The organism is Kitasatospora sp. NPDC028961 (assembly GCF_055564815.1).
Map to the genome: position 1 here is coordinate 462329 of NZ_JBVHVO010000004.1, position 17156 is coordinate 479484.

Sequence of the window (17156 nt, forward strand, 5' to 3'; positions counted from 1 at the left end):
CCTACGTCCTCCGTGTCAGTCCGCTGTCAGTGGTCAGCTGGTCGTACCGGGTCATCGGGGCGGTTCAGGGCCGTTCAGGGCGGTTCGGGGTGGCACGGGTGGTCGCCGGGCGTCCGGGTCAGTTCCGGCCGAGGGCGCGCTGCACCAGGTCGGCGACGTCCATGGCATCGATCAGGTCGGCGTCGTCCTCGGCCGGTTCGGCCGCCGCGTCGGGTGCGGGGGCGTCCTCGGTCTCGACGAGGGCGAGCAGGGTGTCCAGGAGGCCGGCCTCCTTGAAGCGGGCGAACGGGACGTCCGCGAGCGCGCGCCGCAGGTCGTCCTCCCGCCCGTCGAGGTCGTCGCCGGTGTCCCGCAGGAGTTCGGCGCGGAGGTAGCCGACGAGGGCGTCCGGGGTGGGGTAGTCGAAGATCAGGGTCGCGGGCAGCCGCAGGCCGGTGGCGACGTGCAGGCTGTTGCGCAGGTTGACGGCGGCCAGCGAGTCGAAGCCGACCTCCTGGAAGGCCTGCAGCGGGCCGATGCTCTCGGCGCCGCTGTGGCCGAGGACGGTCGCGGCGTGGCCGCAGACCAGCTTCAGCAGGATCCGGCCCTGCTCGGCCTCCGGGACGGCCCGCAGCGAGTCCACCAGCGAGGAGGTGGTGTCACTGTTCCCGCTGTCCGGCTGGGAGGCCCGCAGCGCGGCGTCGGCCTCGGGGAGGTCGGCGAAGAGCGGGCTGGCCCGGACGGAGGTGAACGCCGGGATGAAGGCGTCCCAGTCCATGTCGGCCACCGTGACGAACTTCTCGTGCGCCCGCACCGCCTGCTCGAAGGCGGTCATCGCGACCTGCGGGGCCATCGGCAGGACGCCCCGGCGGCGCAGCTGGGCGAGGGTCGCCTCGTCCATCCCGGCGCCGACCTGGTCGAGGGCGCCCCAGGCGATCGAGGTCGCCCGCAGGCCGCGTCCGCGACGCCACTCGACCAGCGCGTCCAGCACGGTGTTGGCCGCGCCGGAGACGCCCTGCCCGCCGCCGCCCCAGACGCTGGCGATCGAGGAGAAGACGACGAACGCGTCGAGCGGGGTGTCGGCGAACAGCTCGTCGAGCCAGAAGGCGGTGTCCACCTTGGCGGCGAAGACCTCGGCGAGGTCCGCCGCGCCGGTGTCGGTGACGGAGCCGGTCCAGGCCATGTCGGCCGCGTGCAGCACGGCGGTGAGCGGCTGGTCCGCGGGCGCCTCGGCGACCAGCCGGGCGAGTGCGTCCCGGTCGGCGTCGGCGCAGGCCACCACGGTGGTGCCGGTGCCCAGTGCGGCGAGTTCCGCCCGCAGCCCGGCCAGGTCCTCCTCGGCCGTCCGGGGGCCGGTGGTGACGATCAGCCGGCTCGCGCCGGACTCCGCCAGCCAGAGCGAGGCGTTGCGGCCGAGCCCCTCGGCACCGCCGGTCACCAGCACGGTGCCGCTCGGCTGCCAGCCGCCCGTGGTGGGCTCCGGCGCGGCCTTGCGGACCAGCCGGCGGCTGTAGACGCCGGAGCGGCGGACGGCGAGCTGGTCGTCGCCGGCGGCGCCGTTCAGCGCGCCGAGCAGGTACTGCGCCGTCCGGGTGTCGTGCGCCGCGGGCAGGTCGATCAGACCGCCCCAGCGGTCGGGGAACTCCAGCGCGGCGGCCCGGCCCAGGCCCCACAGCGCGGCCTGCGCCGGCGCGGTGAGGGTGTCCTGGATCCCGATGTTCACGGCGCCCCGGGTGAGGCACCAGAGCGGGCGGCCGGGCGCGGCGTCGCCGAGCGCCTGGATCAGCGCGAGGGTGGCCACCGTGGCGCTCACGTCCGGCCCGGTGGTCCCGGGGTCGAGCGCGAGCAGCGAGAGCACGCCGGTCACGTCCTGCTCGGCCAGCACGGCGGTCAGCCGTTCGGTGAGGCGGGCACGGGTGGTCTCCTCGGCCGCGACCTCCAGGGTGACGAGGTCGAGCCCCTGCGCGGCCAGCGCGGCCGGCAGGCCGTCGACGGGTGCGTCCGCCGGTCGCCCGGACGGGACGACCACCAGCCACCGGCCGCCCGGCACACCGACGGCCTCGCGTTCGAGCGGCCGCCAGGTGACGTTGTAGCGCAGCTTCTCGGCGCTGGACCGGCGCCGCCGCCGGCCCCGCCAGTCGGCCAGGACGGGGGTCAGCGTGCGCAGCGCCTCGCGCTGGTCGGCCGCGGCCAGGTCGAGCAGCCGGGCGAGCGAGTCGGGGTCGGTCTGCTCCACGGCCGCCCAGAAGTCGGCGTCCGCGCCCTCGGCCGCTGAGGCGGCGTCGTCGGGCGTCTCGCCCTCCTGGAGCCAGAAGTGCCGGCGGTCGAAGGCGTAGGTCGGCAGCTCCGCCAGCGGGGCGTCGGCCCCGGCCGGCAGGATGCCGGTCCAGTCCACGGCGACGCCCCGGACGAAGAGTTCGGCCATCGAGGCCAGCAGCCGGCGCGGCCCGCCCTCCTCGCGGCGGAGCGTGCCGCCGACGACGGCGCGCAGCCGGACGCTGTCGTCCTCGGCGGTGTCGAAGGTCTCGTTGACCGGCTGGACCAGTACGGGGTGCGCGCTCGCCTCGACGAAGACGGTGTGGCCCTGGCCGAGCAGGGCGGCGACGGCCGGGCCGAAGCGGACCTGGCCGCGCAGGTTGCGGTACCAGTAGCCGCCGTCCAGCACGTCGGCCTCGTCGATCCACTCGCCCGTGACGGTGGAGAAGAACGGGACCAGCGGGGCCTGGCTGCGGATGTCCGCGAAGGCCTTCGCCAGGGTGTCCTCGATCGCCTCGACGTGGCGGGTGTGGGAGGCGTAGTCCACCGCCACCCGGCGCACCCGGACACCGTCGGCCGCCAGGACCTCCAGCGCCTCGTCCAGCGCCTCGGCGTCACCGGCCACCACCACGGAGGTCGGACTGTTGACCGCGGCGACCTCCACCCGGTCCGCCCACGGCGCCAGCCGAACCAGCGCGTCGGCCTCGGAGAGCGCCGCCGAGGCCATCCCGCCGCGCCCGGCGAGGCTGCCGGCGATCACCTGGCTGCGCACCGCCACGATCCGCGCGGCGTCCTCCAGGGAGAGCGCACCGGCCACGCAGGCCGCCGCGATCTCGCCCTGCGAGTGGCCCAGCACGGCGTCCGGCACCAGGCCGACCGAGGCCCAGACGGCGGCCAGGCCGACCATCACGGCGAAGCTCGCCGGCTGGAGCACGTCCACCCGGTCCAGCAGCTCGGCCGGCGCGTCCCCGCGCAGCACGTCCACCAGCGACCAGTCCACCCACGGGCCCAGCGCCCGGGCGCACGCGGCCACCCGCTCGGCGAACACCGGGGAGGCGTCCAGCAGTTCACGCCCCATCCCGACCCACTGCGAACCCTGTCCCGGGAAGACCAGCACGGTGCGGCCCGGTCCGCCGGAGGACGCGGCGGTCCCGGTCACCACGGCGGGGCTGCGCTCGCCCCGGGCCAGCGCGGCCAGCCCGGCCAGCGCCTCGGACCGCGAACCGGCCACCACCACCGCGCGCTCGGCGAGTACCGCCCGTCGCGAGATCAGTGCCCCGGCGACTCCGGCGAGCGGCGCGGCCTGCGCCGACTCCACGAAGGCCACCAGCCGGCCGGCCTGGCCCGCCAGCGAGGCGGCGCTCCGCGCCGACACCACCAGCGGCACCACCGCGTCGGGCGCGGGCCCGTCGGCCGGCTCCGCCGGGACCGGCTCGGGGCCCTCCTCCAGGATCACGTGCGCGTTGGTCCCGCTCGCACCGAACGACGAGACCGCCGCGCGGCGCGGCCGGCCGTCGCGCGGCCACTCCCGTGCCTCGGTGAGCAGCTCGACGGCGCCCGCCGCCCAGTCCACCTGCGGGGTCGGCTCGGTGACGTGCAGGGTCGCGGGCATCACGCCGTGCCGCATCGCCTCCACCATCTTGATCACGCCGGAGACACCCGCCGCCGCCTGGGTGTGGCCGATGTTGGACTTCAGCGAGCCGAGCCGCAACGGCCGGTCGGCGGGCCGGTCCTGGCCGTAGGTGGCCAGCAGGGCCTGGACCTCGATCGGGTCGCCCAGCGAGGTGCCGGTGCCGTGGCCCTCGACCACGTCCACCTCGGCGGCGCTCAGGCCCGCGTTCGCCAGCGCCCGGCGGATCACCCGTTGCTGCGAGGGGCCGTTGGGCGCGGTCAGACCGTTCGACGCGCCGTCCTGGTTCACCGCGCTGCCGCGCAGTACGGCCAGGATCCGGTGCCCGTTGCGCCGCGCCTCGGAGAGCCGCTCCAGCACCACGACGCCCACGCCCTCGGCCCAGCCGGTGCCGTCGGCCGTCGCCGAGTAGGCCTTGCAGCGGCCGTCGGCGGAGAGGCCGCGCTGCCGCGAGAACTCCAGGAAGGCGTCCGGGCTGGACATCACGGTCGCGCCGCCGGCCAGTGCCATCGAGCACTCGCCGCGCCGCAGCGCCTGCGCGGCCAGGTGCATCGCCACCAGGGACGACGAGCAGGCCGTGTCCACGGTGACCGCCGGGCCCTCGAACCCGAACACGTAGGACACCCGGCCCGAGGCGACGCTGGAGGACGTCCCGGTCATCACGTAGCCCTGCACGTCGTCGGGCACCTGCCGCAGCCGGGTCACGTAGTCGTGGTGGACGATGCCGGTGAAGACGCCGATGTCGCGGCCCCGGGTGGAGAGCGGGTCGATCCCGGCCCGCTCCAGTGCCTCCCAGGAGGTCTCCAGCAGCAGCCGCTGCTGCGGGTCCATGGCGAGTGCCTCACGCGGCGAGATGCCGAACAGCCCGGCGTCGAACTGGGCCGCGTCGTGCAGGAATCCGCCGACCCGGGTGTAGCTGGTGCCCGGGTGGGCCGGGTCCGGGTGGTACAGCTTGTCGACGTCCCAGTCCCGGTCGGTGGGGAAGGCGGAGAGCCCGTCCCGCCCCTCCGCGACCATGGTCCAGAGCTCCTCGGGGGTGTTCACGCCGCCCGGCAGCCGGGTGCTCATGGCGATGATGGCGATCGGCTCGTCCGGGTCGGTGGCGGCCGCCGTGGCCGCCTGCCCGTCCGCCGGCCGCTCGCCGAGCAGCTCGGCGCGCAGGTGGTCGGCCAGTGCGGCCGGGGTCGGGTAGTCGAAGACCAGGCTGGTCGGCAGGGACAGGCCGGTGAAGTCCTGCAGCCGGTTGCGGAGTTTGACGGCGCTGAGCGAGTCGAAGCCGAGTTCGCGGAACGGCTGGCCGGCGTCGAAGGAGTCGGCGCCCTGGTGCCCCAGGACGGCGGCGGCGCTCTCCTGCACCAGCGCCATCAGCCGGCGGTGCTGTTCCGCGGGGGCGAGGTCGGCCAGGCGGGCGGCCGTCGAACCGCCGGCCGCCGCACCGCGCCGCACCACGCGCCGCGCCAGCGGGGCGTCCGCCGCGGCCGCCGGAACCGCCACGGGAGCGGCGTCGGCCCGGGTGGCCCCGTCGGTGGCCGCCGGCGTCAACGGCCCGATGGTGGCGACCGGTTCGCCCTGCTCGTCGGCCAGCTCCACCAGGTGGCGCCCGCCCTCGACCGGGGTGATCCGCAGCCGCAGGGCGGCGGCGCCCTCCGCGTACACGGCGAGCTCGGCGCAGGCGGCCGGCTCGCGGTCGCGCCCGTCGGCGTCACCTCCGGTGTGCGCGGCGAGGACCTTCAGCGCGGTGTCGACGAGTGCCGGGTGGAGCGTGAACGCCTCGGCCTCGGCCAGGAGTTCGGCGGGCAGCTCGATGTCGGCGAGGAGCCCGCCGTCGCGCTGCCAGAGCCTGCGGACGCCGGCCACCTTCGCGGGGGGGGACACGGTGTCCGTCGCCTCGCCGGTGTCCGCAGTGTCCGCTGCGTCCTCGGCGGACGGCCAGTCCCGCAGGTCGAAGCCGGGCTGCGGCAGCCCGGGGGCCAGTAGGGCGCGGGCGTGGCAGACCCAGGGGCCCTGCTCCGGGCCGGTCGGCCGGGAGTGCACCCCGGCGCGGCGCAGGCCGTCCGTGCCCGGGGCCTCCACCGAGACCCGCAGCTGGAGGTCCCCGTGGCCGGGCAGGACCAGCGGCGTCGCCACGGTGAGCTGCCGGACGGCGCCGCTGGCGGCCTCGCTGCCGGCCAGGACGAACAGGTCCAGCAGCACGGCTACCGGGACGGCGGTGTCACCGGGGCCGGCCGGGTCGACCAGCAGGCCGCGGCTGCGCCGGGTCAGCCGCCCGGTGAGCACGACGCCGGTGCCGCCGTCCTCACCGGGGACGTCGACGACGGTGCCGAGCAGCGGGTGCCCGGTGCTGCGGGCGCCGAGTGCCTCGGCGTCCGCGGCGGCGCCGCTCTCGACCCAGTACCGCTCGTGCTGGAAGGCGTAGGTGGGCAGTTCGGCGCCGACCGCCGTGACCGGCCGGCCGAGGACGGCGGGCCAGTCCACGTCCACGCCGCGCACGTGCAGTTCGGCGAGCGCGGTGAGGACGGCGGTGTCGTCGGGGGTGTCGCCGCGCAGGGTGGCGACGCAGCCGCCGGCCTGCCGCTCGCCGAGCGTGCCGAGCGCCATCGCGGTCAGCACCCCGCCCGGGCCCAGTTCGAGGTAGGTCGCGGCGCCCTGGTCGCGCAGCGCGGTGACCGCGTCGCCGAACCGGACGGCGTCGCGCACCTGGTCGATCCAGTACGCCGCCGTCCCGAAGTGCCCCTCCTCGGCGAGCCGGCCGGTGACGGTGGAGACCACGGGGATGCTGCCCGGCCGGTACCTCAACTTGGCCGCGACCGCCTCGAACTCCGCCAGCATCGGCTCCATCAGGGCCGAGTGGAAGGCGTGGCTGACGGTGAGCCGCCGGGTCTTGTGACCGGTCCGGGCCAGCTCGGCCGCGACGGCGAGCACGGCGTCCTCGGCGCCGGAGAGCACCAGCGAGTCGGGGCCGTTGACCGCCGCGACACCGACCACGCCCGCCGCGCCGGCCAGCAGCGGCGCGACGTCGGCCTCGGTGGCCCGCACCGCGACCATCGCGCCGCCGGCCGGCAGTGCCTGCATCAACCGCCCTCGGGCGGCGACCAGTTCGCCCGCCGAGGCGAGGTCGAGGATGCCGGCGGCGTGGGCGGCGGCGAGCTCGCCGATCGAGTGCCCGGCCAGCAGGTCGGGCCGTACGCCCCAGGAGGTGAAGAGCCGGAACAGTGCCGTCTCCAGGGCGAAGAGACCGGCCTGGGTGTACAGGGTCTCGTCGAGCAGCGCGGCCTCTGCCGTACCGGGGTCGGCGAAGACGATCTCGTGCAGCGGGCGCGTCGACGCGCCGTCCAGGTGCCGCTCGACGGCGGCGCAGGCGGCCGCGAAGGCGTCCCGGAAGACCGGGAATGCCTCGGCGAGGCGGCGGCCCATCCCGGCCCACTGGCTGCCCTGCCCGGTGAAGAGGAAGGCCAGCCTGCCGTCGGCGGCGGCGGCGTTGCCGACCACGGTCGTGGCGTCGGGCGTGCCCGCTTCGAGGGCGCGCAGGGCGTCGGCCAGCTGCCGGCGGTCGCCCGCCAGCAGCACCGCGCGGTGGTCGAGCCCGGCCCGGGCGGTGGCGAGCGCGTGGGCGGTCCCGGCCAGCGGGACGTCGGACCGGTCGTCGACGAAGCGGGCGAGCCGCCCCGCCTGGCCGCGCAGCGCGGCCGCCGACCTGGCCGAGACCGGCACCGGGACGGGCACCGGCGGCGCCTGGGCGGCGTCGGCCGGCGCCTGCGGCGGCGCGGGCTCCGGCACGGCGGCGGCGTCGGCCGGCGCCTGCTGCACCAGGACGTGCGCGTTGGTCCCGCCGATGCCGAAGGAGGACACCCCCGCGCGGCGCGGGCGGCCGGTCTCCGGCCAGTCCCGGGCCTCGGTCAGCAGCTCGACCGCGCCCACGGACCAGTCCACATGGGTCGAGGGCCGGTCCACGTGCAGCGTCCGGGGCAGGACGCCGTGCCGGATGGCCATCACCATCTTGATCACCCCGGCCACCCCGGCCGCGGCCTGGGTGTGGCCGATGTTCGACTTGACCGAGCCGAGCCAGAGCGGCTCCTGCCCGTCCACGCGGTCCTGCCCGTACGTGGCCAGCAGCGCCTGCGCCTCGATCGGGTCGCCGAGGACGGTGCCGGTGCCGTGCGCCTCGACCGCGTCCACCTCGGCCGGCGAGAGGCCCGCGTTCGCCAGCGCCGTGCGGATCACCCGCTGCTGGGAGAGCCCGTTCGGCGCGGTCAGACCGTTGGACGCGCCGTCCTGGTTGACCGCGCTGCCGCTGATCACCGCCAGGACCTGGTGGCCGCGCCGGCGCGCCTCGGAGAGCCGTTCGACGAGCAGCACGCCCACGCCCTCGGCCCAGCCGGTACCGTCCGCGCCGTCCGCGAAGGCCTTGCAGCGGCCGTCCGGGGCCAGCCCGCGCTGCCGGGAGAACTCCACGAAGGTCTCCAGGTTGCCCATCACCATCACGCCGCCGGCCAGCGCCATCGAGCACTCGCCCCGGCGCAGCGCCTGGGCCGCGAGGTGCAGGGCGACCAGCGAGGAGGAGCAGGCGGTGTCGACCGTGACGGCCGGGCCCTCGAAGCCGAACTGGTAGGCGACGCGGCCCGACAGGACGCTGCCGGAGCCGCCGGTGAGCCGGAAGCCCTCGACGCCGGCCGCCCGGTGCATCCGCACGGTGTAGTCGTGGCTGTTGACGCCGACGAAGACGCCGATGTCCTGGCCGCCCAGCCCGGTGGGGTCGATCGCGGCGCGTTCGAAGGCCTCCCAGGAGGTCTCCAGCAGCAGCCGCTGCTGCGGGTCCATCGCCAGCGCCTCGTTCGGCGAGATGCCGAAGAAGCCGGCGTCGAACCCGGTGGCGTCGTCGAGGAAGGCGGCGTGGCGGACGTAGGTCTTGCCCGCGCTGTCCGGGTCGGCGTCGTAGTGCCGCTCGATGTCCCAGCCGCGGTCCTCGGGGAACTCGGTGACGGCGTCGACCCCGTCGGCCACCAGCCGCCAGAGGTCCTCGGGGCTGTGCACCCCGCCCGGGAGGCGGCAGGACATCGCCACGATCGCGATCGGCTCGTCGGGGTCGACGGCAGCGGCGCTCGCGCGGCCCGTCCCGGCGCCGTCCGGGGCGGTGGTGCCGAACAGCCTGACGCGCAGGTGCTCGGCGAGGGCGACCGGCTTCGGGTAGTCGAAGACGATGGTCGAGGAGAGCATGAGTCCGCTCGCGGAGGCCAGCCGGTTCCGCAGCTCCACGGCGGTCAGCGAGTCGAAGCCGGCCTCCTTGAAGGCCCGGTCGGCCCGGACGGCGTCGGGGGCGGCGTGGCCGAGCACCTCGGCGGCGTGCCGGCGCACCAGGGCCACCAGTTGCTCGGTCCGCTCGGCCTCGCCCAGCCGGGCCAGCCGGTCCCGCAGGGAGCCGGTGTCGGGGCCGGCGGCGGCGCGGACGGTCCGCCGTCCGGCCGGTGCCAGGCCGCGCAGCAGCGGTGCCACGGGGCCGCTGCGGGCGGCCGCGCGCAGGGCGGGCAGGTCGAACCTGGCGGCCACCAGGGCGGCGGGCGTCCCGGCGCCGGCGCGCAGGGCGGCGTCCAGCAGGGCCATCCCCTCGGCGTCGGACAGCCCGGCCATGCCCAGCCGCCTGGTGCGCCGGAGGTCGGCGGTGCCGAGGTGGCGGGTCATGCCGCTGGCCTGGCTCCAGTAGCCCCAGGCGAGCGAGACGCCGGGCAGGCCGAGCCCGCGGCGCAGCTCGGCCAGGGCGTCCAGGCAGGCGTTGGCCGCCGCGTAGTTGCCCTGCCCGGGGTTGCCCAGGACGCCGGCGGCCGAGGAGAACAGCACGAAGGCCGCGAGGTCCAGGCCCCGGGTGAGCTCGTGCAGGTGGAGCGCGGCGTCCAGCTTGGGCCGCAGCACGGTGTCGACCCGGTCCGGGGTCAGCGCGGTGACCACGCCGTCGTCCAGGACGCCGGCGGTGTGCACGACGGCGGTCAGCGGGTGCTCGGCCGGTACCGCCGCGAGGAGCGCGGCGAGCTGGGCGCGGTCGGCGGTGTCGCAGGCGGCGACGGTGACGGTGGCGCCCAGCGCGGCGAGTTCCTCGCGCAGCGCCTGCGCGCCCTCGGCGGCGGGGCCGCGGCGGCTGACCAGCAGCAGGTGCCGGGCGGCGTGCGCGGTGACCAGGTGCCGGGCGACCAGGGCGCCGAGCGTCCCGGTCCCGCCGGTGACCAGGACGGTCCCGGCGGGGTCGAGGCCCGCGGCGGTCCCGGCGCCGGGCGTACCGGCTTCGGCGGTCCCGGCGCCGGGCGTCCCCGTGGTGCGCTCCGGGACGGTGGCCCGGACCAGCCGGGGTACCTCGGCCAGACCCTCCCGGACCCGCACCCGCGGTTCGCCACTGGCCAGCACGGCCGGCAGCAACGCGGCGGCGGAGTCGTCGAGTTCGGCGATCACGATGCGGTCCGGGTGCTCGGACTGCGCCGAGCGCAGCAGACCGGACACGGCGGCGGTCGCGAGGTCGGTCCCGTCCCCGCCGACCGACACGACCAGCCGGGACTGCGCCAGCGCGGGGGCGGACAGCCAGGCCTGGAGCACGGCCAGCGCGGCGGCCACGGCGGCCCGGGGATCACCCCCCGGGTGCTCCACGGCGTACCGCAGCACCTCCGGGGCCGGACCGTCGGACGCGGCGAGGGCCTCGACGTCCCCGGCGGCCGCGATCGTCGCCGTACCGGGGGCGGCCTCTGCCACGGCGGGCAGCGGCAGTTCGGACCACTCCAGCCGGAACAGCGCGTCCTGCGTCAACTCCCCTGCGACACCGTTCTGTTCCGGCGCGTAGGGCCGGGCGAGGACGGCATCGGCGATCAGCACCGGCGCACCGGTCGGGTCGCTCAGCTCCAGCCGGGCCCCCTCGTCCGTCGTCCCGGAGGTGCGGACCAGCAGCTCGGTGGCGCCCGAGGCCAGCAGGGTCACCCCGCGCCACTCGGCGGCGAACGCGCCCTCCGGGAGGGCGGTGCGCACGGCGGCGTCCAGCAGGGCCGGGTGCAGGCCGAAACGGTCGGCGGGGCCGGCCGCGTCGTCCAGCGAGACCTCGGTCACCGGGCCGTCGGCGGGCCGGGCGGCCCGGGTGTCCGCCGGGGCGGGTGCCAGGGTGCCGTGGGCGTGGCGCGTCCACTCCGCGTCCAGCGGCGCGTCGTCCGCGCGGGAGTACACCTCGACGGTGCGCCGCCCGGTGTCGTCGGCCGCTCCGACGGTCATCTGGACGGCGCGCCCCCCGCGCAGCGGGAGCACCACCGGCCGGTCGACGGTCAGTTCCGCGACGGTCGGGGTGCCGACCTCGTCACCGAACCGGACGGCCAGCTCGACCAGCGCCGCGCTGGGTACCGGGACGGTGTCGCCGACCACGTGCTCGGAGAGCCACGGGTGCGCACCGAGCGACCACCGCGCGGTGGTCATGAAGCCACCCGAGCCGGGCACACCGACGATCGCGCCGATCAGCGGGTGGTCGGCGGTGGCCTGGCCGAGCGAGGCCGCGTCGGTGGCCCGGGTGGTCCGCAGCCAGTAGTGCCGGTGGTCGAAGGCGTAGGTCGGCAGCTCGACGCGGGCGGTGCCGGTGGGCAGCACGCCCGTCCAGTCCACGGCCACGCCCCGGACGTGGAGTTCGGCCATCGAGGCGAACAGCCGGCGCGGACCGCCCTCGTCCCGCCGCAGCGTCCCGGTGACCAGGGCCTCGGCCCCGGCCTCGTCCACGATCTCGCTGACCGGCTGGACCAGTACCGGGTGGGCGCTGGACTCCACGAACACCGTGTGGCCCTGATCCAACAGCGCGGCGATCGCCGGGCCGAAGCGGACCTGACCGCGCAGGTTGCGGTACCAGTACCCGCCGTCCAGCACGCCCGCCTCGGTGACCCAAGCACTCGTGACGGTCGAGTAGAAGGGAATCCGCGGGGCCTGGCTGCGGAGATCCGCGAAGGCCTCCGCCAGGGTCTCCTCGATCGCCTCGACATGACGGGTGTGGGAGGCGTAGTCCACCGCCACCCGCCGCACCCGGACACCGTCGGCCGCCAGCACCTCCAGCGCCTCGTCCAGCGCCTCGGCGTCACCCGCGACCACCACCGAGGCCGGGCCGTTGACGGCCGCGACCTCGACGCGGTCCGCCCAGCGCACCAGCCGCTCGACAGCCTCGCTCTCGGAGAGCGCCACCGACGCCATCCCACCGCGACCGGCCAGGCTCCCGGCGATCACCTGGCTGCGCACCGCCACGATCCGCGCCGCGTCCTCCAACGACAGCGCACCCGCCACGCAGGCCGCCGCGATCTCCCCCTGGGAGTGCCCGACCACCGCGTCCGGCACCACACCCACGGACGCCCAGACCGCCGCCAGACCGACCATCACCGCGAAACTCGCCGGCTGGAGCACGTCGACCCGGTCCAGCAGCTCGGCCGGCGCGTCCCCGCGCAGCACCTCCTCCAGCGACCAGTCGACGAACGGCTCCAGCGCCCGGGCGCACTCCGCGACGCGCTCCGCGAACACCGGCGAGGCGTCCAGCAGTTCACGCCCCATCCCGGCCCACTGCGAACCCTGCCCCGGGAACACCAGCACCGTCCGGCCCGCACCGGACACACTGCCCGTCACCAACCCCGGCGCGGACTCCCCGCGCGCCAACGCGGCCAGCCCCGCCAGCGCCTCCTCCGAGGTGCCGGCCACCACCACGGCACGCTCGTCCAGCAGCGCCCGCCGGGTGACCAGCGCACCGGCCAGAGCCGCCCGGTCACCGGCCGTCACCAGCGGCGCCAGCCGCCCGGCCTGGCCCGCCAGCGAGGAGGCGCTTTTCGCCGAGACCACCAGCGGCAGCACACCCGCGGGCCCGGCCTCGACCTCGGCCGGCTCCTCCTCGGGGGCCTGCTCCAGGATCAGGTGCGCGTTGGTGCCGCTGACACCGAAGGAGGAGACGGCGGCCCGCCGGGGGCGCCCGGTCTCCGGCCAGTCCCGGGCCTCGGTCAGCAGCTCCACCGCACCGAGCGACCAGTCCACCTGGGTGGACGGCGCGTCCACGTGCAGGGTGGGCGGCATGACGCCGTGCCGCAGCGCCTGGACCATCTTGATCACACCGGCGACCCCGGCGGCGGCCTGGGTGTGGCCGATGTTCGACTTCAGCGAGCCGAGCCGCAGCGGCCGCTCGGCGGGCCGGTCCTGACCGTAGGTGGCCAGCAGTGCCTGGGCCTCGATCGGGTCACCCAGCACCGTGCCGGTGCCATGGCCCTCGACGACGTCCACCTCGGCGGTGGACAGGCCCGCGTTGGCCAGCGCCTTGCGGATCACCCGCTGCTGGGAGAGCCCGTTGGGCGCGGTCAGACCGTTCGACGCGCCGTCCTGGTTCACCGCGCTGCCGCGCAGCACCGCCAGCACGTGGTGCCCGTTGGCCCGCGCCTCGGAGAGCCGCTCCAGCACCACGACGCCCGCGCCCTCGGCCCAGCCGGTGCCGTCCGCCGCGTCCGCGTAGGACTTGCAGCGGCCGTCCGTCGCCAGCGCCCGCTGCCGCGAGAACTCCACGAAGGTGTCCGGAGTCGCCATCACGGTCGCGCCGCCGGCCAGCGCCAGCGAGCACTCCCCGCGCCGCAGCGCCTGCGCGGCCAGGTGCATCGCCACCAGCGAGGAGGAGCACGCCGTGTCCACCGTCACCGCCGGGCCCTCGAACCCGAACACGTAGGAGACCCGGCCCGAGGCCACGCTCGACGCCGTACCGGTGGCGGTGAAGCCCTCCAGCTCCGCCGGCGCCGCGCCGCCCGCGCCGTAGCTCTGGCCCATGACGCCGGAGAACACCCCGACGTCCGCGCCCTTCAGACCGGCCGGGTCGATACCGGCCCGCTCCATCGCCTCCCAGGACGCCTCCAGCAGCAGCCGCTGCTGCGGGTCCATCGCCAGCGCCTCCCGCGGGCTGATGCCGAAGAACCCGGCGTCGAACAGACCGGCGTCGCGCAGGAACCCGCCGCGGTCGGCGGTGGAGGTGCCGGCCTGCTCCGGATCGCCGGAGAACAGGGCGTCCAAGTCCCAGCCACGGTCCTCCGGGAAGCCGGACAGGGCCTCCCGGCCCTCGCGGACCAGCCACCACAGTTCCTCCGGGCCGGTCACACCGCCCGGCAGGCGGCAGGCCATGCCGACGATCGCGATCGGCTCGTCCGGATCGGCGGGCACCGCCCGGCCGGCCGGCTCCGGGGCCTCGCGCAGGCCGAGGACGCGGGCCCGCAGGTGGGCCGCCAGCGCCTCCGGCGTCGGGTGGTCGAAGCTCACGGTGGCGGGCAGGCGCAGCCCGGTGCTCCCGGTCAGCCGGTTGCGCAGTTCGACGACGGCGAGCGAGCTGAGGCCCAGGTCGCGGAAGGCCTGCCCGGCCGGGACGGTGCCGGTGCCGGGCCGGTTCAGCACGGCGGCGGCCTGGGTGCGGACCAGCTCTTCGAGCAGGGCGAGCTGCGCCCGCTCGTCCAGGCCCGACAGGCGGGCGCGCAGGTCGGCGGTGACGGTCTCGTCGGGCCGGGCGGCGGGCGGCGGCGTGGCCGCGAGTGCACGCAGGACCGCCGGCACCCGGCCGTCCGGGTCGAGCGGGCCGGTCCGCAGCGCCACCAGCGCCGGGGCGCCGGTCTCGATCAGCAGGTCGAAGGCGGCGAGCCCGTCCCGCAGGTGCCGGGCCCCGGCCTCCTCGGTGGCGTCGGCCACCGGGTAGCCGGTGCTCCAGGCGAGGGCCGAGCCGGCCTGCCCACGCAGCCGGCGGCTGTGCGCCAGTGCCTCCGTCAGCGCCTCGGCGACGGCGGTGTCCGGGGCCCCGGGGGAGCCGAGCACGGCGGCGGTGCCGGTGACGGCGACGAAGGCGGTGAGGCCGGTGTCGGCCGTGAGCTCGTCGAGGGCCCGGGCGAGGGCCTGGTCCCCGGCGGCGTGCACGACGGCCGTGACCGGGTGGCCGAGGCCGGCCAGCGCCGTCCGCAGTGCGGCCCGGTCCGTGCCGTCGGCGCTCACCCGGGCGAGCTCCAGCCCGGTGGGGAGGTCGGCGTCCAGCGGCTCCCCCGCATCCGGCGCGTCGACCAGCAGCAACCGCTCCACCCCGTACGCGGTGGTCAGGTGGCGCACCAGAGCGGCGCCGACCGGGGTGTCGGCCCCGGTGACCACCACGGTCGCGCCGAGTCCGGCCGGGCCGGCGCCGAGCGGACGGTCGGCGACCGGCACCGGGAGCAGTCGCGGGACCAGCGGTTGCCCGCCCCGCAGGGCGAGTTGGGGTTCACCGGAGGCGACGGCGGCCAGCAGCTCCGGGGCGGACACCTCGGCGCCGGGCCGGGCGTCGAGATCGAGGACGGTCACGGCCTCGGGGCGGTCACTGCCGGCCTGGACGGAGCGCGCGACGGCCCAGAGCGGGACGCCCGCGGGGTCGGGCGCGGCGTCCCCCTCGGCGGCGGTCACCGCGCCGCGGGTGAGCAGGACCAGCCGGGCCCCGACCGGGACCGGCCGGGTGGCCGAGGCAGGGCCCTCGGCGGCGGTGGCCACCGGGTCGAGCAGGGTCACGCCGGGAGCCGGCTCGCCGGCGGCCACGGCGGCGTCCAGGGCCGCGAGGTCGGGGTGGTGCCGGACGTCGAGACCGGCGGCCCGCAGGGCGGTGACGAGCGCGTCGGCCGGCCCGACCACCGCCCAGCCCGGTGCGGCTGTTCCGGCGGCCGCCGGGGGTGCGGGCGGCGCCGGCACCCAGGCCGGTGCCAGCAGGGCGTCATGGTGTCCGTCGGCGGCGTAGCGCAGCCGGGCGGGCTGCTCGGCCAGCAGGCGCCGGACGATCTTCCCGGAGGCCGTCCGGGGGATCCCGGCGACCTCGTAGACCCGCTCGGGCAGCTTGTACGCGGAGAGCCGCTCGCGGCAGCGGTCGATCAGCGCGGCGGTGTCGAGGCCGGCCGGCCCGGGGACCACCCAGGCGACGGGCACCTCGCCGAGCGTGTCGTGCGCCACCCCGGCGACCCCGGCGTCGGCCACGCCCTCGACGGTGCGCAGGACGGCTTCGACCTCGTCGGGGTGGATGTTCTCGCCGCCGCGGATGACCAGGTCCTTGAGGCGGCCGCAGATGGTGAAGTACCCGGCCTCGTCCCGCCGGGCCAGGTCGCCGGTGTGGAACCAGCCGTCCCGCACCGCCGCGGCGGTGGCCTCCGGACTGTTGTGGTAGCCGACCATGACGTTCGGTCCGCTGACCCAGACCTCGCCCTCCTCGCCGGCCGCGACGTCGAGGCCGGTGCGCGGGTCGACGATCCGCACGCCGACGCCCGGTACGGGCAGGCCGCAGGAGCCCTCGACGCGGGCGGCGTCCGGCGGGTTGATGGTGATCGCGCCGCAGGTCTCGGTGCTCCCGTAGGCGTCGACCAGCGGCACCCCGAAGCCCTCCTCGAAGGAGCGGCGCAGTTCGGAGCCGGTGACGGCGCCGCCGACCAGCCCGATCCGCAGGTCGGGCAGCGACAGACCGGTCCGCCGGGCGGTGGTGACCAGGTGGTGGTAGGTGGTGGGGACGCCGGCGAGGAAGGTGGAGCGGTCCTCGCGGAGCGCGGTCAGGATGTCGTCCGCGGAACTGCCGTCCATGATCCGGGCGGTGGCGCCGGCCACCGGGACGGAGAGCACGCAGGCGATGTGCGAGAGGCTGTGGAAGAGCGGCAGCGGCCACAGCACCCGGTCGTGCTCGGACAGGCCCGGCACGGGCACGTAGCAGGAGGCCACGGACCAGAGGCAGTTGCGCTGGGTGGACAGCACGCCCTTGGGCCGGCCGGTGGTGCCCGAGGTGTAGAACATCCAGGCCACCTCGTCCAGTCCGAGGTCGTCGGGGGCCTCGGTGACGGGTTCGGTGACGGCGAGTTCGTCGAAGGAGAGGGTGCCCGCCGGGGCCGGGGCCGGGCCGGCCACCAGCACGCCGGACGGACCGGCCGGGGCCGGCAGCAATCGCAGGAACGTTTCTGCGTGACCGGCGTCGGTCAGCGCGAAGACCGCGCCGCTGTCGGTCAGCAGGTACTCGGTCTCGGCCGCCGTGGCCCGCGGGTTCACCGGCACACCGATGCCGCCGGCCCGCACGACGGCGAGATAGCCCTCCACCATGGCGACGGAGTTGCCGAGGCAGAGTGCCACCCGGTCCCCGCGCCGGACGCCGAGGCCGGCCAGGTGACCGGCCAGCCTCCGCGTCCGTGCTTCGAGCTCTCCGTAGGTGACCGCGTGCCGGTCGTCCTCGAAAGCGATCTTGTCCGTGAAACGGACCGCGTTCTCCCGGAGGATGACCGGGAGCGGGGTGATCAGATCGGGGCGCACC

1 protein-coding gene is annotated in these 17156 nt (G+C 76.7%); it reads right to left on the bottom strand.

Going from position 1 to position 17156, the window contains the following annotated elements; all coding sequences use genetic code 11:
- Window positions 1-118: 118 nt before the first annotated feature.
- On the bottom strand, window positions 119-17155 hold the full coding sequence (locus ACZ4UX_RS12095; protein WP_465706548.1) for a type I polyketide synthase: 17037 nt from the start codon (window positions 17153-17155) through the stop codon (window positions 119-121).
- Between the last annotated feature and the right edge of the window lies 1 nt (window position 17156).